Source organism: Methylobacterium sp. AC315, assembly GCF_979253755.1.
In genome coordinates, this window is record NZ_CEEDEA010000003.1 from 25837 (window position 1) to 49519 (window position 23683).

The window sequence follows — 23683 nt, forward strand, 5'->3', positions numbered from 1 at the left end:
ATTAGATCCGATTGCGCGTACTGAGTTTGTCCTCCCAGGCCAGCGCCTGGGCCACGATGGCGTCGAGGTCGTCGTGGCGGGGCTGCCAGCCGAGCCGCGACCGGATCCGGCCCGCCTCGGCCACGATCCGGGCCGGGTCGCCTGGCCGGCGCGGGCACAGCCGCACATCGAAGTCCTGCCCCGAGATCCGCTTGACCACCTCGATCACTTCCAGCACCGAGTAGCCCCGCCCGTAGCCGCAATTCAGCGTCAGGCTCTCGCCGCCCCCGCGCAGGTGATCCAGCGCCACCCGGTGCGCCTCCGCCAGATCCGAGACCTGGATGTAGTCGCGCAGGCACGAGCCGTCGGGGGTCGGGTAGTCCGTGCCGTAGACGTCGAGCCGCGCCCGCCGTCCGAGCGCCGCCTGGGTCGCGACCTTGATCAGGTGCGTGGCGTCCGGGGTCGATTGCCCGGAACGCCCGGCCGGGTCGGCGCCCGCGACGTTGAAGTAGCGCAGCACCACGTAGGTGAAGCCGTGCGCGGCCGCCGCGTCGGCAATCATCCATTCGCTCATCAGCTTGGAGCGGCCGTACGGGTTGATCGGGTTGAGCGGCAGATCCTCGGGCACCGGCACCACCTCGGGCTCGCCGTAGACGGCCGCGGTGGAGGAGAAGATCACGTGGCGCACGCCCGCGCGGGTGGCCGCCTCGATCAGGGCGCGGGTCTTGACGGTGTTGGCCAAGTAGTAGCCCAGCGGGTCGGCGACTGAGTCCGGCACAACGATCCGGGCCGCGAAGTGGGCAAGCGCGTCGATCCGGTGCTGCAGGATGGTCTGGGTCACCAGCGCCTGGTCGGCGACGTCGCCGACCACGAGCTTGACGCCCTCGGGCACGGCCCAGTCGAACCCGGTGGAGAGGTCGTCCAGCACCACGATCTCCTCGTGGCCGGCATCCAGCAAAGCCAGAACCATGTGGCTGCCGATATACCCGGCCCCGCCCGTCACCAGAACCGCCATGTCGTCCGCTCCCTTACGAATTCACGCTCATCTGTCCGACCGCCTATACAAAGCAATGACGCGGCCCGACCATCGGCATCTCTGTAGGTGGAGGGCGATGACGCCAGAAACATGCCCCCCTGCCCATGATCCCCGCGCGGATCTGCCCGGCTCCCCGCCGCTCGCATCCGAGCGACCATCGCCTGACCGCCGTCGCGTGGATCGGACGCCGTGACGTGGACGCATGTCGAGGCGAAGCCAGCAACTCGCATGAGACGCAGGTTTCGGCGTCGCTGTCGGGCTCCCGCTCCGGCTATCGGCGTGCGTAGTTTTCACCATCGCGACCGTTGTGCCGGTCCCTTGGCGCCCTCGATAGCCCCCGCAAGCTGAACGTCCGCCGAGGCGGAGGTCTGGGGCGCCGTGAGGCGGTGGACGGGGCTGGCGATATCGACCTTGCGTGCGTCGCACCAAAGGAACGGCGCTCTCACGCCGGTCGTCCCTAGACCGACACTATACGGACTCACGCCGACACTGGATGGATGACAGCATCGTCCTCTCTCCCGTTGGGCCAATGCCGGGGCTAATCCGCACGGCTACATTGCATAGTCGGATAATGTGAACACAAGTTAGACTGTGATTAGCCGTATAGCCGAGCTTGTAACAGGGTCAATAATTTGTTAGAAATGGCTATTAACAGCCCATTAACTATCCCATCGCCATCTCGATCCAGAAAGCGAATCCATGCTGCGCGAGGCCGGCTCCCAAGTTTCACACCTCGCCTCTGCGCCGCACCATAGGGTTGAGATGTCGAACGTGGCCGATCAGATTGCCGGTCAGGTGAGCGAGGCGGCGGAGGCCGTGGCTGAGGCAGTGCTCCCGGAGACGCCGTTCGTGGCGCGTGGGCTTCGGTTGGATTGGGCGGCCAAGCGCGGGCTCGACATCGGGGTGGCGGCGACTGCGCTGTTCCTGCTGCTGCCGCTGATGCTGCTGATCGCCGTGCTGGTCTGGGCCGGCGACCGCAAGGCGCCGATCTTCCGGCACATGCGGCTCGGCCGGGACGGGCGCAGCTTCGGCTGCCTGAAGTTCCGCTCGATGGTCACGGACGGCGAGGGCGTGCTGGCCGCGCACCTGGCCGCCAGCCCGAGCGCCCGGGCCGAGTGGGCCGCCACGCACAAGCTCTCCGACGATCCGCGCATCACCGCCATCGGCCAGGTGCTGCGCAAGACCTCGCTCGACGAGCTGCCGCAGCTGTGGAACGTGCTGCGCGGCGAGATGAGCCTGGTCGGCCCGCGCCCGATCGTGCAGGCCGAGGTCGCCCGCTACGGCCGGGCGTTCTCGACCTGCTTTGCCGTGCCGCCGGGCGTCACCGGGCTGTGGCAGGTCTCGGGCCGCTCCGACACCAGCTACGCCGAGCGCGTGGCGCTCGACCTGGACTACGCCAGCCGCTGGAGCCTGCGCCGGGACATCGCGATCATGCTGCGCACCGTCCCGGCCGTGCTCGCCCAGCGCGGCAGCAAGTAGCGCAGGCGTGTCCTGGCGTGCGCATCCCGGGACCCGGGGTGATGCGGCGGGCCGGTCATGAAGGGCCTTCTGCTGAACGCGCTGCTCGGGGTCGGTCTCGGGCGGTTCGGCTCGGTCTGGGGCCTTCCGGTGTTCCTGCCGGTGGTGGCGGCCGAGCTGGCCTACGGGTTCCACCTCCACCACCTGAGCGCGGGCGGCAGCCTGCGGCGGGGCGCGGCGCTGCTGGTCTGCGGCCAGCTCGGCTTCCTGCTCGGCGCCCTGCTGCGGCCGCTGCCGGGCGAGCGGTGAGCGCGGCCCGGCGCCTCCGTTTGGTCAACCGATTGCGAACTGCAGGGGCCGCGCCCGTGTCCGCGGCGGAGGGGGTTCAGTCTTGGACGAGAACGATCCGCACTGGGACGCCGACCCGCTCTGGTACGACCGGGCCGAGCCGGAGGCGCTGCCGGGCCGGCTGCTGAACGGGCTGGCGTATCTGGTCCTGCTGCTGCTGGCCGGGATGGCGGGCGTGGTGCGGCTGTACCGGCTCCCGGACGCGCTGTGGTGCCGGGCCGCCGCTTGGCACGCACGCCGCACCGCCGGACCACGACGATCCTGAGATCGAAGCGACGCGTTCCTGCCGATGCCCGATGGGCCTTCGACGTCGCGTCCCAGCCACCCAGGCCATCACCGCCGGGCGCAGATGGCCCGGGCCTTCAAGGCGGTCGGCGCGGCGCCCATCGCGAAGCAGTAGACGCTGCCCTCGTCCATGGCGGGGCGCTCTCCGCCGCTGCAGGTGCCGTTCACGGCAAACTCGTCGGCCGTACAACTGGCGACGCAGCGCCCACCGGCCGTGCATTCCTCGACCTGGACCCGCAGGGCCGCCGCCGCGACAGCCGCCTTGCCCTCGGGCCCGGCCGGCCCGGCCGGGCCGCGTTCGCCCTTCTCGCCCGCCGGACCTCGCGCGCCGGCCTGCCCCGAGGGCCCGGGCGGACCGGCGGCACCGGCAGGCCCCGGATCGCCCTTCGCGCCGCGCTCGCCTTGGGGTCCCTCCGGTCCCTGCTGGCCGGCCGCGCCCTGGGGGCCCCGCGGGCCGACCTCGCCCTTGGGGGTGTTCGCGGCCAGCATGATCGGAGCGGGATGGGCCGGCATCGCCGCGACCGGCTTCGCGGCGGCCGGCCGGGCGCAGTATCCGACGACAGCCTGCCGGCTGAGCGTTTCGGATTTCAGCGTCACCACGCAGGTTTCAGGGTGATAGGGGATCCTGAACGCGAAGCGCCCGTCCTGATCTGCGCGGGTGTCGAACTTGTCGTCCAGGACGACGCTGGCGGCGCGGGGTGGTGCCAGCGTACCGAAGACCCTGAGATCGCCGTTCGAGATCATCGCCATGTCCACGGCGATGTCTCCGGCAGCCTGCGCGGCCGATGACAGGGTGCAGCACGCGAAGACCAGAACCCAGCGCCGAGCCATCTCAAAGACTCCCAACCGTCCCGGACTGAGGTGTAGCCGCGGGGCGATCGGATTTTTCACGGGGCGGCGTACATATTTCGATGCCGCGCGCCCGGCGTGGACCTCTCCTTAAGGCGCAGGATCCGGACTTTCCCCACGGGCCGACGGATCCGGACTCCGGCAGAACCGTCACGGTCGATGCGACTGGCGATCCGACCGGTGAGGCGGGCTGCGCGCGGTCCCGAACCGGCCGGTCTATATCTCAACCGCCGAGGAGATTGAGGTATCGCGCCGCGGCATAGGTGGCCACCAGAACGATCACGAGACCGGCGCCTCCGAAGACGCGGCCGAGCCAACGGTCGAAGACGAGGGCGTCGCTGTCGGCTTGGCGCACGGCACACGCGACGCAATAGGTCCTGCCCGGATCGGTCGTCTGGCCGCAGGAACGACAGAGGGTAGGCGTCGGCGGCATCGATCTCTCGTTCGGCGAAGCGGCTGCGCGGCTTGTCCGGTGTCGCCGTGTCGAAATCTAGGTGGAGGAGCATCCCGGGTCAGGAACGCGGCCCCCGCCTGCGACAGGGCGATGGGTGCTGCCGGGGTGACCGTCGGTCGCAGCCGGTTTGCGCCGCCCCATCCTTAGCCACGGGCCGAACGCGTGATCCGATCCGGCGATGCCTCAGGCCGTCTTCTTTCGGCCGCGGGTCTTCGGCTCGTCGGCTGCGGCATTCGGGCGCCCCAGGCCGATCGCCTTCGCCAGGAGGGATCGTCGCTCTGCGTAATCCGGTGCGACCAGCGGGTAATCCCGGGGCAATCCCCATTTCTCCCGGTATTGCTCCGGGGTCAGGCCGCGCCCGGTGAGATGGCGTTTCAAGGTCTTGTACGGCTTGCCGTCCTCGAAGCTGATCAGGGCGTCGCGGCCGACCGAGCGTCGGATCTCGGCGGCGGACGGCTTTTCCACGGGCGACGCCACGACCGCCGAGGTCTCGCCCTCGGCCGCCACCTGCACGGCCGCATGGACGCTCGCCAGCAATGTGGGCAGATCCGCAGCCTGCACATGATTATTCGATACATAGGCGGCCACGATATCGGCCGCCAAGCGTCTGAAATCGAGGTGCTGCGTATCGCGATCGTCGTTCATCACTGACTCCTGGTGGCATAACCGTCGTTACACCTGTGCCGAACTACGAGCGGCGTGATGATCCGTTCCGATCTCAGGGTTTCAGGTTCAGTGAACGTTAACAATATCTCTCCCGACAGCCGAAGACCGTAAAATTTGTTAATATCTCTGCTCGATGTGAGCGAAATCAGCACGGGGACCGAAGATACAAATGATTCGCCCATCGAGAGCTGTCGATAGAGCCTCGATGAAGGTGAAAGGCACTCTCCGAGCCCGGCGGATGGCTATGGGCGCATCGCGTTGCAAGCTCTGATTGCGGATCGTGCCGGGCAGTCGCTTGTCCAGTTTCACCGTTGCCTATCGGAGATCATGAAAACGGGGGTGGAACCCAGTTCTTCATGAGCGCGCGCTTTCGCCTTCATGGCGCACGTAGCCGTACGCCGTGAGATCACAGGGCTGTTCTTCACCAACGCTCCCTGATTACCCGGGTATCCGCCACGGGAAATAAAATCGTTTCTGCGCCACTGTGTAGATTTACCGATCTGTCTCAAATGCGATACGAGTGACCAACGGGAATGATGTGTCTTGAGAAATATCCGGCTTGCGGCATCTGACAATGTTCTGACTGCGTAGTTCCGCTGCAGTCCGATCTGGCAGTTTCGGCATTCAGATGACGAGAGACGCGTTTCCGGTCGAGGTTTGGGGTAGGGCATGATTGAGCAGACAGCCTCGACGATCGAACACCCGGATTCGGCCGAGACTTTCGAGGCTGTTGTTCTCGGTGCCGGAATCAGCGGACTGGTTTCCGCAGCGGTCCTGCACGAGCAAGGTTACCGGCGCGTGCTCGTCATCGATGAGTTCGACAGATACGGCGGCAATCATATCGATTGCGCCATCGGTCCCTATACATTCGATATTGGCAGTTTCATATTCCAGGACGACTCGCCGTTGCTGGCGCACTTCCCGGAGATGCTGCCGCTCTATGTCCCCATCGATCCGACATGGGGAAAGCTGACGCCGCAAGGCGCCGTTGCGGGCTATCCGTTGTCGATCAAGGACGACATCCTGCGTTCGGGCTTGTGGGGCTGCGCGAGGATCGGCCTGTCCGTCCTGTATTCACGGATCTCTCGGCCCAAGATCGGCAACGCCCGTGATTTCGCCCGGTACTGGATCGGGAACTACTTGCTGCAGCGCTCGGGTCTGGAAAGCTACATGACGCGCTTTTTCGGCACCCCAGCCGAGAAGGTGGATCTCGATTTCGCCGAGAAGCGCATGCTCTGGATCAAGGAGCATTCCTCCCCGCGGGCGATGCTCCGTCACCTGCGCCCGCACAAGGCGTCAGCGCCGACCAATCGACAGCTCGCCCGGCCGCGATCCGGTTACCACGACCTCTACACGGTGGCGGCCGAGAAGCTGGTGCGTCAGGGCACGGTGTTCCGGCTCGGCTCCGCCGTGTCGCGGATCAGCAAGGTCGGCGCCAAGTTTCAGATCGAGGCGGGCGGCCAGACCCTGACCGCCGACCGGGTCGTATCGACGATCCCGATCAACCATGCCCTCGACCTCTGCGGGATCGGGGCCGACGAGAACCTCACCTCGGTGACCTTGATCAGCCTGTTCTTCAGCTTCTCCGGCCGAAAGGGATTCGACTGTTCGGTTCTCTACAACTTCTCGCATAAGGGATTCTGGAAGCGTCTGACGATGTATTCCGATTTCTACGGGGCGGTCGAGGGCAGGCACTATTTCGGCGTCGAGGTGATCGCGTCCCAGGCGGGCAACAGCCTCGCGATCGCGGAGCAGGATTTCCGGTCCCACGTCGCGCAGAACCATCTGTTCGACGGCGACTTGAAGCTCGAGGGCGGCCGCTTCGTGCCGAACGCCTATCCCATCTACGTCAATGGCGCGCAGGCGCGGGTCGCCGTGGCACAGGCGAAACTGCGGGCATTCGGGATCGAGTCGTTCGGGCGACAGGGCGGCTTCGATTATCAGCCGACCGCCCGCGTCTCCACGCAGACTGCCGAGGCGCATCTGCGGCGCGCGGTCCAGCCGACCACACCGTGAGGCGACATCCTTGACCGCGGTGGCGGATGCTCGCGACCGAGGCGCGCCGAACGCAAAGGAGAGCCGGCGCTCTGATTGTTGCGTAGATGGCGAGTGCGTAATTGTTCGTACCCATGAGTTTATAGTCCGATAATACGTAAAGTTGTATCAGTGAATGACGGCCAAGGTTGGGCATTGACCAACTCATTCATTGTATCAGTCATTTGCACGAGTGGATTTCGCTGCTCGACCGGGATACATGCCACCCGGGTTCCGGACTGCAGCCCCTTTTGGGCGGAGGCGGATTCTCAGGTCTGGGTGTAGCGCGCCCGTTTTGCCGATCCGGCGTTCGCTTGGGCCATGCGCCGGTTCAGCCGGTTCGGTGGGCTTGCGAGCAGGCTTGATCTGTAGGCGCGCGGAGCGGGTGGGTAGCTGTCGTGGAGAATGAGCCGAGGATTGCGGTCGTCATCACGTGCTTCAATTATGAGACCTACGTGGGCCGGGCGATCCGAAGCGTCGTCGCCCAGCAGGTGCCGGATTGTGAGCTCGTGGTCGTGGATGATGGGTCCACGGACAACTCCTGGGACGTCATCGCGCAGACCGGCGTGCGCGCCCACCGGATCGCCAACGGCGGCCAGCGGGCGGCGTGCCTGTACGGTCTCGGCCTGACCCGGGCGCCGTTCGTGCTGTTTCTCGATGCCGACGACGAGTTGCTGCCGGGGTCGCTCGACCGGATCCTCCAGGCGCTCGATCCGGGTGTCGCGAAGGTCCAGTTCTGCCTGACCTGCGTCGATGCCGCCGGACGTGTCGTCACCGAGCGCTACCCGGCGCTCGAGGCTTTCCGCAGCCAGGACAGGATCGTCAACGAGATCCTGCTCTCGGGCGTTTACCAGACGCCGCCGACCTCGGGGAACGTGTTCCGCCGGGATGTCTGCGAGATCCTGGATCAATGCGACTACGACAAGGCGGTCGACGGGGTCATCCTGCTGATTGCGCCGTTCATGGGCGATGTCGTGAGCATCGCCGACAGCCTCGGTCTGTACCGGGTCCATGGCCGTAACGATTCCGGGCTCGGACAAGCCCCGAAGGCTTTGACCTTCGAGCGCGACTTGCGGCGCTTCGAGATGCGGTTGGCCCATCTTCGCCGACTGGTGCAGCAGCTGCGCCCGGAAGCCAAGCTGATCCAGGCCGATCAGACCTTCTACTTCCGGCTGATGGATTTCTCGGCGGCGATCGTCCGCGGCTCCCGGTACGGGCTGCGATCGTTCCTGCAATTGCTCCGGGCCATCGTGATCGAACCGCGCCCCTGGAAATGGAAGATCGCGAACGCCCTGTTCTTCATGGCGATGTTTCTGGCCCCCCTCCGCCAGGCGCAGGCGCTCCTCGCGTTCCGGTTCTCGGTCGGGCGACGGTCGGCGCGGCAATTCCTCCGTGCAGCCAACGCCTCCCAGTAGAGGCGGAGACGGCTGAAGGCCGTCCGGCGTCGCAGATCGCGCGAGAAGACGGGAATTGCGTATTAAAATAATGTGGGTTGGTTTGTATCAGGCTTCGGTATTGACTAGGGTCCTGTCTTGAGACGCCGCATAACGTGCCGATATCTTCGATGTCCGACAGCATGCCGGTGAGGTCTCGGTTAAAGCGAGCGTTGGTGTAACGTGCGGGTTCTGCATCTCCTTAACCACACCCGCCGGCTGAACGGTCACGTTCACGCGGCGGTCGACCTCGCTTGCGCGCAGGCCAAGCTCGGCCACACCGTCGCGATGGCGAGCCAGGGTGGGGATTTCGACGACCTGCTCCGGGCGAACGGCATCGCCATCTTCCCGATCGATCACGAGCGTCGGCCGGGTCCGGTTGTAAAGTCCATGGTCGGGCTCGCGTCGCTCCTGCGGCGCTGGAAGCCGGACATCGTCCACGCGCACATGATGACGAGCGCCGTCCTCGCCTGGCCGGCCTGCAAGCTGACCCGGGTCGCGCTGGTCACGACGGTCCACAACGAGTTCGAGAAGGGCGCGATCCTGATGGGGCTGGGCGACCGCGTCATCGCGGTGAGTGCGGCCGTCGCCGGGTCGATGCAGAAGCGCGGCATCTCGGCCAACCGCATCGACGTCGTCCTGAACGGCACGATCGGGTCCGCGCGCATGACCAGCCGCTCCGAGGTGGCACGCGCGCTCGCTCACCCGGCGATCGTGTTCGTGGGCGGGCTTCATCCCCGCAAGGGATTGCCCGACCTCCTCAAGGCGTTCGACGTGATTCATGCCGAGCAGCCGGCCGCGCGGCTCTACGTGGTCGGTGGCGGGCCGACGCAGGACGCCTACGCCCAGATGGCCCGGGAGATGGCCTCGGCTGCCGCGATCTCCTTTGCCGGCCCCCAGGGCGACCCCTACCCGTGGATGCTGGGCGCCGACATCTTCGTGCTGCCCTCCCATGCCGATCCGGCCCCCCTCGTGCTCTCGGAGGCGCGGGAGGCCGGATGCGCGATCATCGGCACGCAGGTGGACGGGATCCCCGAACTGCTGGGGCAGGGCGAATCGGGCATCCTCGTGCCGCCGAACGCTCCGGACAAGATCGCGGACGCGCTCAGGATGCTGGTCTCCGACCCGGATCAGCTGCAGGCGTGGCGCGCCAAGAGCCAGATCGGCATCGCCAACCTTCGGATCGAGCGCGTCGCGCGCCAGACCATCGAGGTCTACGGCCGCGCCGTCGGCCGCCGGAGGAAGCCCGCGGCGCCGTGAGTCCGGCGGGTCCGGCCGTCTTGCCTTAAGGTGCTGTTCAGCAGAGCATCGTGAAGGGTAGTGGGTGAATAGGCCCGAAAAGGCCTGTCATCGCCTTATCGCCCCTTTACAGGTTCAATCTCGGGGACAGAGACATCGCGTCTCGCGCCAGGCGCGATCCCGCGGATTGTCGGTCTTCCGCAGGATCGCTTCATGCTCACCATCAAGACGTTGCGTGGTGCCGGCTGGAGTGTCGCGGCCCGAACGTTGGCGCGCGTGATCGACCTCGCAACGCTGCTGCTCCTCGCACGGATGCTGACGCCCGCGGATTTCGGCCTCACGGCGATCGCGGTGTCGCTGGTCGCGATCGTCGAGATGGTCCTGGAGGTGCCCCTGGTTCAGGCCCTGATGCGTCTGCAGAAGATCGAGACCTCCCACCTCGATACCGCCTTCACCCTCGGCCTGCTGCGCGGCGGCGTGATCGCTGTCCTGATGATGCTGGCCGCCTGGCCGATGGCCCACATCTACGACGATTCGCGCCTGGTCCTGCTCATTCTGGCCCTCGCGCTGGGGCCCATCGCGCGAAGCCTCTACAGCCCCACGATGGTGCATTTCTTCCGGGATCTGGATTTCCGCGTCTCGTTCATCGTGGATTTCTCGGGGAAGATTATCGCGGCGGTGCTGTCGCTGGCGACCCTCTATGCGGGCGGCGGCTATTGGGCCCTGGTGGTGAATCCGGTCGTCTCGTCGCTGATGCCGACTGTCCTGTCCTACGTGCTGGCTCCGTACCGGCCGCGGCTCTCGTTCGAGAGGGTGCGCGACTTCTCGGCGTTCACCGGCTGGTTCACGTCGTCCCAGATCCTGGCCGCGTTCAGCTGGCAGTACGACCGGGTGTTCCTGGGCTACAACATCGAGAAGTCGGTCCTCGGCCGCTACAGCTTGGCCGGCGACTTCGCCGTCATGCCGACGCAGAGCCTCATCGGTCCCGCGATGCGGCCGGTCATGGCCGCGTTCGCCACGATGGCGGACGACCGGAGGCGGCTGCACCTCTCGTTCCTGAAGGCGGCGCGCCTCACCATGTTCATCGCGCTGCCGGCCGGCATCGGGATCGCGCTGACCTCGGAGGAGATCGTCAGCGTCTTCCTCGGAAGCCAGTGGAGTTCCGCCGCGGTCTATCTGCGCTGGCTGTCCCTGGCGGTCATGTTCACGGCCTATTACCAGCCGGTGTCATCGCTGTGCATTGCTGTCGATGAGCCGAATTTGCTGCTCAAAATCAATGCCTTCGAAACGGCGATCAAGATCCCGCTGATGACCGTCGCCTTCTACGTAGGCGGGTTGCTGCTGATGTTGTACGCGCGGGTCCTCGCCGCGGCTCTGCATATGCTCGTCAGTGCAATTTATGCCCGCGGTCTGATCGGGGCCAGCCTTCCGCTTCAGATGCGGAACCTTTGGCAGGTGTGTGTGGCCTGCGTCGCCATGTCGGCGGCCGTCCTGCTCTTGCAGGCGGCGCTCCAGCGTGCGGAGGCCGGGTCGCTCGTAGCTCTGATTGCGCTGACATCGTGTGGTGCGGTCGTCTACGCTGCGTCCATGCATCTGTGCGGATTTCGGTTGCGTGCACTGCGGCAGTAACGTCGGGCTTGAAAATTCCGGCAATACGGGATGCCAGGCTGAATTTGCTGTCATCCGATCCCATTCAGGGAGAATTGATTGTTTATCGTGTTGCTCGATTTTTAGCTGATCCGGGGCTTCCGATATTTGCGTAAACTGCGGAGCGGGTTGAGTGTTGCCTCATATCGTATAGAGTAACGGTCAGCTGCGCATCCCGGCTCCGCTTCCCAATAGCGGGATGGGCGCCCAAGTATTTTGTCGGAAACCGGTTCCGGTTCAGGAGATGTGAATGGTTTGGCGGCAGATTGCTGCGTCTTGCGTGTTCGTGGTTGCCAGCGTTCTCGCAGCACCGGCCGCCGAAGCGCCGGGTCGTTACCTGCTGGGCCCGCAGGATCGACTGACCATTCGCGTCTACGATCTGCGGCGCAACACCGGTGAGGCGTATTCGTGGACCGCGCTGAACGGGGAATTCGCCGTCGCGGCCGACGGCACCGTGTCGCTTCCGCTGATCGGCCAGATCAAGGCTGCAGGCGGGACGCCGACCGATCTGGCCGAAGCCATCGGAACTTCGCTGAAACAGGCGGCCGACTTGGCGGAAACACCGGCGGCGTCGGTCGAAGTCGCCAAGTACCGGCCGTATTACATCATGGGTGCAGTGCAGCGACCCGGCAAGTTCGAGTACCAGCCCGGTCTGACCGTGCTGCAGGCGGTCAGCACCGCCGAGGGTCTGGTCCGCTCTGCCGATCCCCGCGCGGCGCGCCGGGACATGGTGACGACGCGCGGCGACCTGCGGATGCTCGCCGCCGAGCGGATCGCGCTGGCGGCCAAGCTGGCCCGGCTCGACGCGGAGATCGCGGGCGCCGATTCGATCACGTTCGGCCAGGATCTCAAGGGAGTGCCCGACAAGGCGCGGGCCGATCAGGCCATGCGCGGCGAACAGCTCCTGTTCGAGACGCGCCGGAACTCGATCAAGGCGGAGATCGCCACGATCGAGCAATCCATGACCAGCTTCCGGTCGGAGATCGGCGCGCTGGAGAACAAGTCCAAGTCGCTGGATCGCCAGCTCGAACTGAGCCGGGGCGAGTTGAATCTCGTCAACGATCTCGTGTCCAAGGGACTGGCCATCACGCCGCGGAAGCTGGCCGCCGAGCAGAGCCAGGCCGCGTTCGAGAGCAACCGGCTGGACGTGCAGGTTGCGATGCTGCGTGCCCAGCAGAGCCTGACCCGAGCCGATCGCGACATCATCGACCTCCGGTCCCGGTTCCGGCGTGATGCCCTGGCCGAGGCCTCCGACATCCGCCTCAAGCTCGGGCAGAACGACGAGAAGGCGCTGACCGCCGGGCGGCTCTCGGCGGATGCCGAGTCGCAGATTGTCGGCAGCTCCGAGGATGGCAGCGACATGCTGACCGCACGGTACGAGGTGACCCGCAGGGCGGGGGACCGCTCGAACACGTGGCTGGCGCAGGAAGACGGGCAGGTCGAGCCGGGCGATGTCGTCCGTGTCACCCTGATCCGGCAGCAGGGCGGCAAGTCCGGGGAAGGGCCGCAAGCCGCCGCGCCGCTCCGGCCGTTGGAGGGTGTTACTACGAACCGCACCGGCCCGGCCTCCGCCGAAGCCGTCCGCCGGGCCGCGGAGAGCGCGGACCGCTGATGGATCGTGCCGGATATCGAAACCGGCACGATGTCCTAGATCGTCGATCCGCATCGACTGTTTCCGAACGCCGGGGGCCGCCTTTCGGAACGATGCTCCAGAGCGCTCGCCGCCGAAGCGGAGACCGGTTCGGCGGCGGCGAGCGCGTCGCATCAAGGCCTTGGAACGGGTCCCCGTCGCGACGCGATCGGGAGCGGTTCCAGGGTCTCGGTGCTGGACCGATGTCCTCGGCGCCCCAGCCGGTCGTGGCACCGGAAGGGAGGGATTCCTGTTGAGCGGTTACATTCTCGAGGCGGGCGGATCATGAGCTTCGAACCGATCGGTGCGATCACGATCGTCGTCGGGTTGTTCTGCCTGCTCTTCGGCACCCGATCCACCGTCGTGGCGTTCGTGGTGTTCTGCACGCTCGGGTCCGCAGCCGCGCTCCTGCTCGGCGGCGCCAACATCCAGCCGGCTCACCTGTTTCTGGTCTTCCTGGGCATCTCGACCCTGTTCTGGCGCAAGACGGCCGTCGAGACGCTGGAGGCGCTCAAGATCACAGAGCCGGGCTTCTGGCTGATGTGCCTCGTCCTGTACGGCGTGCTGAGCAGCTATGTCATGCCGCGGCTGTTCGCCGACGCGACCTACATCATCCCGCTCGGGACCTCGGCGTATCAAAGCACCAGTGACGGCTCGGTGCCGCTGGGACCGGTCTCCAGCAACCTGACCCAGCCGATCTATCTGATCGGCGACCTGTTCTGCTTCCTCATGATCGCGACCGTGGGATCGACGCTGCGGGGCCTCGAGACGCTCGCCACCGCGCTGATCGCCTACGCGGCCACCAATATCGGCTTTGGCATCCTCGACCTGGTGACCAGCGCCACCGGCACGCAGGAGGCGCTCCAGTTCATCCGGAACGCCCAGTACACCTTCCACGACGAGGAGGTGGTCGGCACGATGCGGCGGATCATCGGCTCCTGGCCGGAAGCGTCCGCCTTCGCCAGCATGACGCTGGGGGCGCTCGGCTTCACCGGCATGCTGTGGTTGTGCGGACGAAAGCCCCTCGTCACAGGAACCCTGGCCCTGCTTTCCCTGGTGTTCGTGGTGATCTCGACCTCGTCGACCGGGCTGGTCGGCGCCGTCGTCGTGCTGGGGCTGCTCTACGCCACCGCGCTGCAGCGGTGCAGCCTGCGCCCGCAGGACCGGTTCAGCGCCGCGACGGTCGTCCTCGGCCCGCTCATCCTCTGCCTGATCGTCCTGCTGGTGCTGGCGACCGAGGGGGTCGGCGAGAAGATCTACGAATACGTCGATGCGCTGATCCTGAGCAAGGGGCAGACGGAGTCCGGCGTCCAGCGCTCGTCCTGGAACGCCCTGGCTCTGCAAAACTTCTTCGATACCTGGGGCCTGGGCGTCGGTCTCGGCACCAACCGGACCTCCAGCTTCCCGCTGGCGATCCTGTCGAATGTCGGCGTCCCGGGGGCCGTGTTCTACCTGTTGTTCATCGCGACCGTCTTCGGTGTGCGCCGGGGCGAGCCTCGCAGCTATCCGAGCGACGTGCGCTCCGCCGCCCGGGTCGCCTGCCTGTCCCTGCTGACGGGCGCCATCATCGCCGGACCCACGGTCGACCAGAGCCTGCTGTTCTACGTCTTCGCCGGCGTGGCGTCCGCCTGGCCGGAGCGTCAGCGGATCGCGGCCGCGCCGGCTCCGAGGCTGCTGCCCGGCCCGATCGCCCTGGGCCACGTGCGAAGCGCGCTCCGATAGCGCAACGCCCCTGAAGCGGATCATAGGGCCGGTGCACCGGAGCGGTTCCGCTGCCCGGTCCGTTGCGTGCGCGCTCAGACCCGCCGGGACGCCTCGACGGCTTGCCTGATGGCGTCCGCGTGGATCTTCGTCGAGTTCTCGACGCTGTACCGATCGATATTCTGCCGCCTGTAATCCGCGAACGTTCTCTCTTCGTCGATCCGGTCGCAATAGTCGTTCATGGCCTCGACGAGGGCGGCCTCGTCGCCCGATGGGACGAGTTGCCCGAGGCGACGGTCGATCAGGATGTCGCTCGGCCCGAACTCGCAATCGGTCGAGATGACCGGCAGCCCGCACCGGAGCGCCTCGCAGATGGCAAGCGACCAGCCCTCCCATCGCGACGTCGCGACGAAGACGTCGCTCGCGTAGAGCACCTGCTGCGGGTTGTCGGGATGATACTCGAGCGTGACGACGTCACCGAGGCCGAGGCGCTGGATCTGCTCGGACAGGGCGGGCTTGTCGGCGCCGTGGCCGACGAGACGCAGCCGGATATCCTGCCGGCGCTTGTAGAGCGCGGCGAACGCGTCGACCAGGATGTCCTGGCCCTTCTGGTAATCGTAGCGTCCGACATTCACGAACGTCACCAGGCCGGCCGTCGGCTTGTCGTCGGGCCCGGGCGCTTCGAATGTCCGCACCGGGTTCGGCACCCAGACCGTCGGCCTGCGGCAGTTGAAGTCCTCGGTGAAGGCGCGAAGCTGCCGGGGCGAGGTGCCGAACACCACGGCCACGCGGCGAAGGACGAGATGCCGGAGGAGGAAGAACAGGATCTTCGCCTTCAGGTGCCCGCTCTCCCGGCGCGGATTCCCGTGGAGGTGCATCGCAATGGGCTGCTTCAAGCCCAGGCGCGAGAACCAGAAGATCACCGCCGGTTCGATCTGCGGAACGACGACGAGATCGTAGTGCTTCTCGCGCACGACGCTGCGGAACGCCCGTATCAGGCCGAGGCGCGTCGATCCCGGGCGCCGGACGATGGTGTAGGTCCGCGGGAGGGGCGGATGGTTCTTGTGCTCGGAGACGAGCAGGACATCGACATCGAACGTGTCGCCGTAGGTTTCGGCCAGTTCCGTGCAGATTGCGTCGTTGACGCGCTCGATCCCCGCAAACACCGTCGTGCCGGGCTGGCAATAAAGGACTTTGATCTTTCGATCCGTCGCGGGGGCCATCGGGGACACTCTGAGTCGAGGCGGGCAGGGGTGATGATCGCCGAAGGCAGCGGGGACGGCGAATCGTCAGGCGATCCCCACCGGAGCGGAGGGCGGTTCGGGGGTAGGCGGCGCACCGGGATACGAACCGGCCCCGTGGCACGACGCGACGCGCGCGTCGTGCACGAAACCGATAGCGAATCGGTGCGCTGGTTTTCCGGCCCGCATCATCGTCGAGCGAACGGCGGCCGGCACCTTACGGGAACGGCTCTAGGCGCGATTGAGGACGGCACCGATCACGCTGGCGCCGGCGCTGCGCAGGCCGTTCACGGCATCCGACAGTTCGTCGACCGTGGTGCGTCCGGCCTCGGCCACGATGATCACCGCATCGGCGCGCCGGGCCGCGGCCCGGGTCTCGGCGGAGACCGACAGGGGCGGCAGGTCGAGGATGACGGAACCCGTCTGCCGCATGTGGTCGAGTACCTTCTGGAAGGCCGGTGCCCCCAGGTAGACGCGGCTGTTGGCCGCCGTGTTCGGCAGGCGCGCGGGCAGCACGGAGATCCCGCCGTAATCGAGCAGCTTGGCGCCGGGGATGCGGCTCGGATCCTCGATCAGATCGGCCAGGCAGGTCCCGTCCCAGTTGTCGACGTCGTAGGTCAGCGAGCGCGGGGCGGATCCGTGGATGTCGGCGTCGATCATCGTCACCGACCGGCCGCTCTCCCGGATGATCCGGGCCAGGTTAAGCCCGATCAGCGAGGTCCCGGAATTCGCCGTGCAGCCGACGAGAGCGACGACGGCCTCGCTGTCTCCGGGACGGCTCGACAGGGCGAGCTGGATCGATGTCCGCAGATCGCGGATGCCGGATGCGAAGCCGCTGTTACCGAGCCACAGCGTCGTGGCGGAGCGCAGGTCCGTCGGGCCGCGCCGTCCGGCCACGCCCTTGCGCGACACGTCGGGCATGATGGCGAGACACGGGATGCCGACGCGCTGGACCAGATCCTGGGGGGTGCGGATCCGCCGGTCGAGCGCCTGCCGCAGGGCGACGGCCAGCAACCCGCCAACGAGCCCGACCGTCAGGCCGAGGCCCAGGATCAGCGCCTTGCGCGGTGCCGACGGCCGGAGGGGCTGGAGGGCGGCCCCGATCACCCGGGCATCGGCGTCCGGGGTCGGCGCGTCGGGAAGGCTGCCGTTGGACACGGCCGTCGCCGCCGACCGCGCCTGCGAGGTGAGGGCGTTGACGCGGCCCTGCAGGAACTCGGCGCCGTTCTTGGCGGCGTCGGCTTTCGCGGCGATCGACTGCCAGAGATAGGCCGAGACCGCGGCGTTCGCGATCCGGCGCGCCAAGGTCGGATTGGGTGAGCTGTAGGAGACCTCGACGACGTAGGATTGTCCGACCCGCCGCACGCCGAATTGCTGCGCGAAGCTTTCGAACTGGCGCTGCTGTACGACCTCGGGGCTCGGCGGCGGCGGCTCGGGAATGCCGAGCAACGACTTGATGCTCAGCCCCGACCGCTCGGACTTGCCGGCGGAGGACGCGCCGAATTCCGGGCTGTTGGCGAGCCCGAGGCTGTTAAAGACGTTGAACAGCAGGCGCTCGGAGCGGAGCACCTGGATTTCGCTCTCGGCGCGGCCGCCGTCGAGGCTCGGCGCGAGCGAGCCCTCCGGCGATCCGGAACCGGCCTGGCGGCGCGGCTCGAGCAACAGGGTCGCGGTCGCGGTGAATACCGGCGTGGCGGTGGCCGCGTACAGCGCGGCGACGCCCACGCAGAACAGGATCCAGAGTCCCACCACGAACTTGTGGCGCCGGGCCGCCTTCAGGGCAGCCGTGATCACAGCTAGGGGGCCGTCCGGAACGCCTACGGAGGTGGCCTCCGGGAACGGCCAGACGACCTGCGGCCGGTCCTGCGAGATCCGATTTTGATCGTGCGCGCTCATCTCACGGCTTTCCGTCGGATCTCTAGGGCCCGTTCAGGTTCGAGGCGTCCCAGGAGCGCGTCGGCGGCGCCTCGCAGGTTGCCCCGCAATCGGCCGCGCCGATCGATGAACGGCTCGGGGACGGCCGATCGGGCCAGATTGCTGGTGAAATTGCGAAACAAGTGGTCGGCCACCTGAGCGTAAGTCATCGTTCCCTTACGCAGCATGTACAGGGGATTAACCACCTGCGAATAGCCGAGGCGGTCGCCGGCGATCCGGCCGCCCTTCACACCCATGTGGACGCCGCGCGCCGCCATGCATTTCACGAGCCGTCCGCCCTTCGCCCTCAGGGCGGCGCCGAAATCGCGGTCTTCCAGCCAGCCGTAGAGGACCAGGCGCTCGTCGAACCGCAGGCTGCCGATGGCCGAGCGCCGGAACGCCATGTTGCAGCCGTACGGGCTGAACGGCTCGATCAGCGGCGCCGGGACGAACGGCCCGCTCTCGCTCAAGAGGCGGTCGACCTCTGCGAAGCTCAGGCCGGGCCCCTTGATGCCGTCCGCCAGCACGTCGCCCGTGACGGCGACGATATCCGGCTCGTCGCGGAACAGCCGGGCGGCGACATCGAGCCAGTGGGCCTCCGGCACGAAGTCGTCGTCGAAGAAGGCGACGACATCGACGGTGTCGGGCAGGGCGGCAAGCGCAGCGTTGCGCTGGGTCGCCAGGCCCGGGCGGCCGGTGACGACCGTCACGTCGCTCCAGGTCGCGGCCTCGCCGGCATCCTCCGGCTTGATGCACGAGATGATCACCGAGGCCGGTTTGTAGGTCTGCCGATCGAGGATGCGTCGCAGGGTCTGCGCCACGACCTCCGGCCGACCCAGGGTCGCGATCACGACCGCGATGTTCGGCGCGGCCGACGCCGTGCGGGGCCGCCCGACGTCTCGCCGCTTGGGCGCCCGCATCACATCCATGTAACCCTGCGCGGTCTCGACCCAGGAGAACTGGGCGGCCTGGCCGCGTCCGCGGCCGATCAGGTCCTCCCGAAGACTGGCGCTGCCCAGAAGGGCCCGGACATGCGCCAACCAAAGCTCCGGTCGATCGGGGGGCGCGAGGAGCGCGGCGGTGCCGCAGATCTCCGGCAGGCTCGCCCGATCGGTGGAGATGACAGGGCAGCCCCACGCCATCGCCTCGAGCGCCGGAAGCCCGAACCCCTCGGTCAGCGACGGGAACGCCAGGCACAGGGCGCGTTCGAGAAGGTAGGCGAGATCGTCGTCTGTCACGAAGCCGAGATGCTGCACGTTCTCGCTGCGCTGCAACGCCTCCGCGGCGAAGATCCCGGCCTGGCCGCCGGCGATGATCAGGTCGACGCCGAGATCGGCGAACGCGCTCGCCAGGCCGAGCAGCAGACCGAGATTCTTGTGGCGCGCGCGCGAACCCAGCGCCAGTACGAACGGCCGCTCGGTCCCGTCCGGGTTGCGCCGCGGCGCCGATAGCGCCCGGCTCGCCCGCGTGGGATCCCAGGCGTGGACGTGCTCGTGCCCATTGGGCAGGACGACGATGTCGGAAACCTTCAGGGACAGATGCTGCGCGATCTGACCGGCGGAAAAGTCCGAGACGGTCGAGATCCGCGCCGCGCGCCGCGCCAGCAACGGCTGCAGAGTCCGGTAGAACGTGCGGAACGCGGTGCTGTAGCTCTCGGGTTCCAGGAACACGTTCGCATCGTGGATGCAGACCACCTGATCCGCCTTGAAGGCCGGCGCGGTGTTGCACAGATTGAGCAGCGGGCCCGGCCACGCACGCGGCAGAACGGCCTGCTCCCAGGCATGGCCGCCCGAGCGGCCGGCGTGCCTGAGCGGCGTCCCCGTCAAGCCGGGATCCTGAGTGCCGGCCGGCGCCAGCAAAGGGATTTCGGCTCCCTGCGCCGCAGCAGCGTGGCTTATGGCGCGGGTCACGTTCAGCGCGTACCGCTGGACGCCGGTCATCGATTGCGTCAGGAAGCGACCATTGATCCCAAACGATTCAGCCGCCGTCATGCCGCCGATAAACTCCAACTTCGAATTGGCCTGAAACTTATTGATGTCGCCACTATGAACAAAGGTTCCTCTGAATATTTAGCCTGGCGAACGTCACTGTCTCAAGCCGGCGCTGCCTTTTCAATTGCTGAAACCCGTTTTGCACAATCGAGACGATATTACTAGTAAACGAGCCTTGAGGCGCCCGATCCTTACGCCGTCATTCGTCCGGGTACAAGAAACGGACGCTGCCCGCGCGGGCACCGCCCCCCGAAACGGCGCAGGGGATCGAGGAGGCTTCAGGGCGCGATCGATCCTGCTTATTCGGCCAGGACCAGCAGGGAATAGCCGCCGAGGACCCGCACCGTGAGATCCTGGTTCAGGGAGAACATCGCCCGGCGCGGAATCTTCATGAGGCGGCTCGAGAGCGCCTGATTGGGCAATTCGAGGCGGCCCGCCGTATAGGCGTGATCGATGATCCGGTAACCGCAATCCCGCAGGGTCGCCAGCGCCGATTCCTTGAAGAAGTAGTGCAGGTGGCCGACGCTCTTGCGCAGGTTCATGATCGGTCGCTCACGGAACAGCGACTGCACCGACAGATCCAGCGGGATATGGAAGATCTTGTATTTGGCCAGGGGGCGCATCTGCTTCATGAAGCCGATGTAATCCTCGACGTGCTCGATCACATCGATCGCCAGCATCACATCGAATGGCGGAGCCTCAGCGTCGAACACGCTCTCGAGGTAGAACTTGGTCCGGCTCGTCTCCTTGCGCTTGGCGCGCTGGTAGGCGTGCGGGGAGACCTCGTATCCGTAGCCCTTCGAAAAATTGAAGGCCCGTTCCAGGTTGAGCAGGATGTCGCCGGTCCCGCATCCGACTTCGCAGAGCGTGTCGAACGTGACGGCGTTCTTGTTCATAATCCGGGCGATCTGCGTCGCCTTCCAGGGTGCGTCCTCCTCGTGCCAGCTTGGATTGTTCTCTGCGTACGTCTCACTCTGATAGATTTCTAACATACCATCGTTTCCTCACATCCGCATGATGGGGGATCGGTTTCTCGGGCCGTTAACGCTCCGGCGACCGATATGGCTTCATCACATCGCAGTTTTTTGTAGCTCAGATGGCTGCGCGCGCAACCATCCAGCTGGAATATCAACTGCTTAACGAGATGATCGTTAAGGCCAATAACTATCATTATTCTTTCTGAACGTCGGTTTTTGCCAACCGATCAGGCTTGCAGAAGTCGCCGGCGCGGGCGCACATTCTAACTGGCTTGAGGTGCCGAAAATCCCCCCAAGCGAAGAGATAGACCTAACGGCAGAAATATAGCGGTGAAAGACACGGCCAAGGCCGGATCAGTACTTATATCCGCGTTGTGTGCAGCGAATTGGTCATGGTCGAGACCACCTTTAACGGCCCCGGCCGGACGCTGCCTGGCACGTTGCAGCGAGAGTCGTTCTCGATCGCGTTGCCGCCGGGAACGGCTCTGTGCCCTTGCTTACACTGAATCGCCAGCCACTTCGGCCGCGAGCGCTCTAAGCCCTTGGGCTGCGTCGGCGCAGCGCCCGCAATTCCGAGCGCAGGGCACGGCCTGCATAGAGCAACTCGATGAGCGGGAGCGCGAGCCGGCCTCCCCGCGGGAACGTCCGAATGACGGCGCCCTCGCGCCAGAGGCTTTCGCGGATCTGCTGCACCGGGTTGATCGCGGCCGGGTTGGCAAACTGTGCGCGCAGCTCGGTCCGTCCGAAATCCCGCGACCGATGGCCGAGGTTCAAGGCCGTGACAGCCTGCTCGTTCGGCCAGACGACGGCATCCTTGAGAAACTGCCAAGCCTGCGCCGCATCCGGCTGAACCCTGTGCAGCGTGTCCGGCCCCAGGCTCTCGATGTAGGCGAGGACGCCGGTGAACAAGCCGGGCTGCGCGGGCGCGATGCGGTTCTCCCAGCCGGGGATCTGGAGATTGGCCCGCGGCGCGGCTCCATCCTCGCCGGCCGTGAAGGTCCGAACGCTCGGGAGATCCGGTTCGAGGCACGCCTCGATCAATTGCCAAAAGCGGAGTGCCGAGGTTCGGACGTCCCACGGCTTGTATCCGTCGCTTTCGACGCTCAGGCCCACCAGACGGGAAAAATGTGGCGTCGGAAGCCGCTTGTAGTTGCAGCGGGCAAATTGGAGCCCGGACCATTGCCGATCCGGAATGCCCTCCTGGAGGATCCGCAGCGTGCTGCCGTACAGGCCGGTATCGACCAGGATGCCGTGGCGGCGCTCGCCCGTGCAGGCCGCCAGATGGGCGCGGAACAGCGCATCCTGCTCGGCGACCGCGCGGTGCAGCATCGCCACGCCGGGCTCTTTCCCGGCCAACAGGGTGGTGAACACCGTCTTCTCGAACGGCTCGCGCCATGCCGGCGGGAGGTCGAGGTCGTCGCGTTGTGCCAGGGCGGCTGCGATCTCGGCCATCGACTGGCCGCTGAACTCGCGTTCGAGTTCGGACAGGACCCCCGGGCTCGGTGGATCGAAGGCCGACTTGGCCGCGACGAGGCGCGACACCATCAGGTCGGCGTGCGGCAGGCGTTGGGGCAGGTCGGCCCGCTTCAGGAAATGCTCGTAGGCCAGCCTCAGGCGCAGGCCGCCCCGGGCGCAGAACAGGAGGACGGCGTCCTCGCCCTGCAGGAACCGCTCGAACATCCAGAGGCGGAGGCAGAACTCGGCCAGGATCGGGCCGAGCGCGACGCGCCCGAACGCCTCCGCGTCGAGCCGGCCTGAGTCGGGCACCGTCACGCCGGCCCGCCCGCCTGCGACACCCGCCCCGCGCGGATCCGGAGCCCGTGGAGCGCGCGGGCGCGCACGGCATCGGCCCGGCGCCGGAAGACGAGGTGCTTCGGTCGCAGGACCTGCAGGGTGCGCAATCCCGCGGCCTGGGCCATCGTGACGTCCGCCGTCGTGTCGTCGCCGATATGGAGGATGTCGGCCGCTGCGACGTCCTCATGGCGCAGCACGACCTCGAACAGGGCGCCGGTCCGCTTCGTCGCGTTGTGGTCGGCGCTGGCGTAGATCCGGGCGACCGGATGGTCGGGGGCGTGCGCGGCGAGCAACTGCGCGATCGTCTCGCCCCGATGATAGGTGTCGCTGACGGCGATGATCCGGCATCCCGCCTGCGCCTGCTCGCGCAGCCACGCCAGCAGGACCTTGTTGGCCGCCAACTGAGCGATCTCGACCGCGATCTCGGCCTCGTGCAGGACCTCTGCGGCCTGCGCGTCGAGGCTGAGGATCCGTCCCATCGCGTCGATCATGTCGGCGAACCGGACATCCCCGGTGGGACACGAGAGGTCGAGCGCCCGATAGGCCTGCTTCTGGACGTCGATCCGGGCGTCGTAGATCGCCCCGGGATGCCGCACGATCCGCCGTTCGGCGGCCAGGTGCCGCGCGGCGAGCACGGCGATATCGTTGAACCGCTGACGCTCGGCACGGTGATCCCGGTGGAGCAGCGTATCAAATACGTCGCAGGAGATGATCCGGGCGGCCGCGGTTCTGGGAAGACGCATGAGGCCGTTTTAACCCTAAAAATCGGTGCGTATAGCCACCGCGGACACATCGCCCACCCAAGACCCGACATGCCCGCCAATCCGGATGGTTGGCAACAGCATGGTGCACCGCGTGCGATATGTGCAGTGGATGATCCGAAAGTTAATAATATTCAGAAACAAATTCGCTGATTAGTACCGGCGTCGCTGGTTCAATGAAGCCGCGAACTTGGCCGGGACGGGATCCGCCTTCGAGGGTTTCGCCATCGCGATACCGAGAATCGC

The 23683-nt window shown here is 66.5% G+C and carries 21 protein-coding genes; 11 read left to right on the plus strand and 10 right to left on the minus strand.

Translation table 11 applies throughout. From position 1 onward, the window contains the following. Position 1: 1 nt before the first annotated feature. The gene (galE, locus tag AC0IY0_RS05295) at positions 2 to 994 is read right to left on the minus strand and encodes a UDP-glucose 4-epimerase GalE (protein WP_147910634.1); all 993 of its coding nucleotides are present in this window, start codon (positions 992 to 994) and stop codon (positions 2 to 4) included. A 720-nt stretch (positions 995 to 1714) separates the two neighbouring features. On the opposite strand from galE, the gene AC0IY0_RS05300 reads away from it, so the two are divergent. From AC0IY0_RS05300 to AC0IY0_RS05310, 3 genes are all read left to right on the plus strand, one after another. Continuing rightward, entirely contained in the window at positions 1715 to 2494 is a 780-nt protein-coding gene (locus AC0IY0_RS05300) for a sugar transferase (RefSeq protein WP_471763242.1), read from the plus strand. Positions 2495 to 2551: 57 nt separating this feature from the next. Then, on the plus strand, positions 2552 to 2782 hold the full coding sequence (locus tag AC0IY0_RS05305; protein ID WP_147940774.1) for a hypothetical protein: 231 nt from the start codon (positions 2552 to 2554) through the stop codon (positions 2780 to 2782). Between the two features lie 82 nt (positions 2783 to 2864). Further along, positions 2865 to 3086 carry a hypothetical protein gene (locus tag AC0IY0_RS05310; RefSeq protein WP_147910638.1) on the plus strand — a complete coding sequence of 74 codons (222 nt, stop codon included), beginning with the start codon at positions 2865 to 2867 and terminating at the stop codon, positions 3084 to 3086. A gap of 68 nt (positions 3087 to 3154) precedes the next feature. Here AC0IY0_RS05310 and AC0IY0_RS05315 read toward each other — a convergent pair whose 3' ends face one another. The 3 genes from AC0IY0_RS05315 to AC0IY0_RS05325 form a co-directional block, all read right to left on the minus strand. Next, a complete protein-coding gene (locus tag AC0IY0_RS05315) occupies positions 3155 to 3937 on the minus strand; it encodes a collagen-like protein (protein WP_471763243.1) in 783 nt (260 codons plus the stop codon). A gap of 241 nt (positions 3938 to 4178) precedes the next feature. Then, positions 4179 to 4388 (minus strand): hypothetical protein, encoded by a 210-nt coding sequence (locus AC0IY0_RS05320; RefSeq protein ID WP_471763244.1) that lies wholly within the window; start codon positions 4386 to 4388, stop codon positions 4179 to 4181. A gap of 204 nt (positions 4389 to 4592) precedes the next feature. Further along, positions 4593 to 5054 carry a Ros/MucR family transcriptional regulator gene (locus AC0IY0_RS05325; protein WP_461230760.1) on the minus strand — a complete coding sequence of 154 codons (462 nt, stop codon included), beginning with the start codon at positions 5052 to 5054 and terminating at the stop codon, positions 4593 to 4595. Between the two features lie 690 nt (positions 5055 to 5744). Here AC0IY0_RS05325 and AC0IY0_RS05330 point away from each other — a divergent pair. The 6 genes from AC0IY0_RS05330 to AC0IY0_RS05355 all read left to right on the plus strand — a co-directional run bounded on the left by AC0IY0_RS05330 (position 5745) and on the right by AC0IY0_RS05355 (position 14780). Continuing rightward, positions 5745 to 7091, plus strand: a complete 1347-nt coding sequence (locus AC0IY0_RS05330) for an FAD-dependent oxidoreductase (RefSeq protein ID WP_471763245.1) — start codon at positions 5745 to 5747, stop codon at positions 7089 to 7091. A 416-nt stretch (positions 7092 to 7507) separates the two neighbouring features. Then, on the plus strand, positions 7508 to 8524 hold the full coding sequence (locus AC0IY0_RS05335; protein ID WP_147905990.1) for a glycosyltransferase family 2 protein: 1017 nt from the start codon (positions 7508 to 7510) through the stop codon (positions 8522 to 8524). Positions 8525 to 8725: 201 nt separating this feature from the next. Continuing rightward, entirely contained in the window at positions 8726 to 9802 is a 1077-nt protein-coding gene (locus AC0IY0_RS05340; RefSeq protein ID WP_471763246.1) for a glycosyltransferase family 4 protein, read from the plus strand. Between the two features lie 192 nt (positions 9803 to 9994). Next, positions 9995 to 11410 (plus strand): lipopolysaccharide biosynthesis protein, encoded by a 1416-nt coding sequence (locus AC0IY0_RS05345; protein ID WP_147905988.1) that lies wholly within the window; start codon positions 9995 to 9997, stop codon positions 11408 to 11410. A gap of 268 nt (positions 11411 to 11678) precedes the next feature. Continuing rightward, a complete protein-coding gene (locus tag AC0IY0_RS05350; protein WP_471763247.1) occupies positions 11679 to 13040 on the plus strand; it encodes a polysaccharide biosynthesis/export family protein in 1362 nt (453 codons plus the stop codon). A 303-nt stretch (positions 13041 to 13343) separates the two neighbouring features. Next, positions 13344 to 14780 carry a hypothetical protein gene (locus AC0IY0_RS05355; RefSeq protein ID WP_471763248.1) on the plus strand — a complete coding sequence of 479 codons (1437 nt, stop codon included), beginning with the start codon at positions 13344 to 13346 and terminating at the stop codon, positions 14778 to 14780. Positions 14781 to 14854: 74 nt separating this feature from the next. On the opposite strand, the gene AC0IY0_RS05360 is transcribed toward AC0IY0_RS05355, so the two are convergent. From AC0IY0_RS05360 to AC0IY0_RS05370, 3 genes are all read right to left on the minus strand, one after another. Then, positions 14855 to 15982: a glycosyltransferase gene (locus AC0IY0_RS05360; RefSeq protein ID WP_471763249.1), complete on the minus strand. Its 1128-nt coding sequence runs from the start codon at positions 15980 to 15982 to the stop codon at positions 14855 to 14857. Between the two features lie 249 nt (positions 15983 to 16231). Beyond that, positions 16232 to 17896, minus strand: a complete 1665-nt coding sequence (locus AC0IY0_RS05365) for a Wzz/FepE/Etk N-terminal domain-containing protein (protein ID WP_461230767.1) — start codon at positions 17894 to 17896, stop codon at positions 16232 to 16234. Next, positions 17893 to 19740 carry a glycosyltransferase gene (locus AC0IY0_RS05370; RefSeq protein ID WP_471763250.1) on the minus strand — a complete coding sequence of 616 codons (1848 nt, stop codon included), beginning with the start codon at positions 19738 to 19740 and terminating at the stop codon, positions 17893 to 17895. The genes AC0IY0_RS05365 and AC0IY0_RS05370 overlap by 4 nt, the downstream gene beginning before the upstream one ends. Between AC0IY0_RS05370 and AC0IY0_RS05375 the strand changes: the two genes are divergently transcribed. Next, the gene (locus AC0IY0_RS05375) at positions 19717 to 20070 is read left to right on the plus strand and encodes a hypothetical protein (protein WP_471763251.1); all 354 of its coding nucleotides are present in this window, start codon (positions 19717 to 19719) and stop codon (positions 20068 to 20070) included. The two genes, AC0IY0_RS05370 and AC0IY0_RS05375, sit on opposite strands and share 24 nt — an antisense overlap. A gap of 134 nt (positions 20071 to 20204) precedes the next feature. Here AC0IY0_RS05375 and AC0IY0_RS05380 read toward each other — a convergent pair whose 3' ends face one another. The 3 genes from AC0IY0_RS05380 to AC0IY0_RS05390 form a co-directional block, all read right to left on the minus strand. Continuing rightward, positions 20205 to 20897, minus strand: coding sequence for a class I SAM-dependent methyltransferase (locus AC0IY0_RS05380; RefSeq protein WP_147905982.1), 693 nt, complete (start codon positions 20895 to 20897; stop codon positions 20205 to 20207). Between the two features lie 519 nt (positions 20898 to 21416). Then, the gene (locus tag AC0IY0_RS05385; RefSeq protein WP_471763252.1) at positions 21417 to 22655 is read right to left on the minus strand and encodes a glycosyltransferase; all 1239 of its coding nucleotides are present in this window, start codon (positions 22653 to 22655) and stop codon (positions 21417 to 21419) included. Further along, entirely contained in the window at positions 22652 to 23362 is a 711-nt protein-coding gene (locus AC0IY0_RS05390; protein WP_471763454.1) for an HAD hydrolase-like protein, read from the minus strand. The genes AC0IY0_RS05385 and AC0IY0_RS05390 overlap by 4 nt, the downstream gene beginning before the upstream one ends. Here AC0IY0_RS05390 and AC0IY0_RS05395 point away from each other — a divergent pair. Beyond that, the gene (locus tag AC0IY0_RS05395) at positions 23264 to 23590 is read left to right on the plus strand and encodes a hypothetical protein (RefSeq protein ID WP_471763472.1); all 327 of its coding nucleotides are present in this window, start codon (positions 23264 to 23266) and stop codon (positions 23588 to 23590) included. The two genes, AC0IY0_RS05390 and AC0IY0_RS05395, sit on opposite strands and share 99 nt — an antisense overlap. The last annotated feature ends 93 nt before the right edge of the window (positions 23591 to 23683 follow it).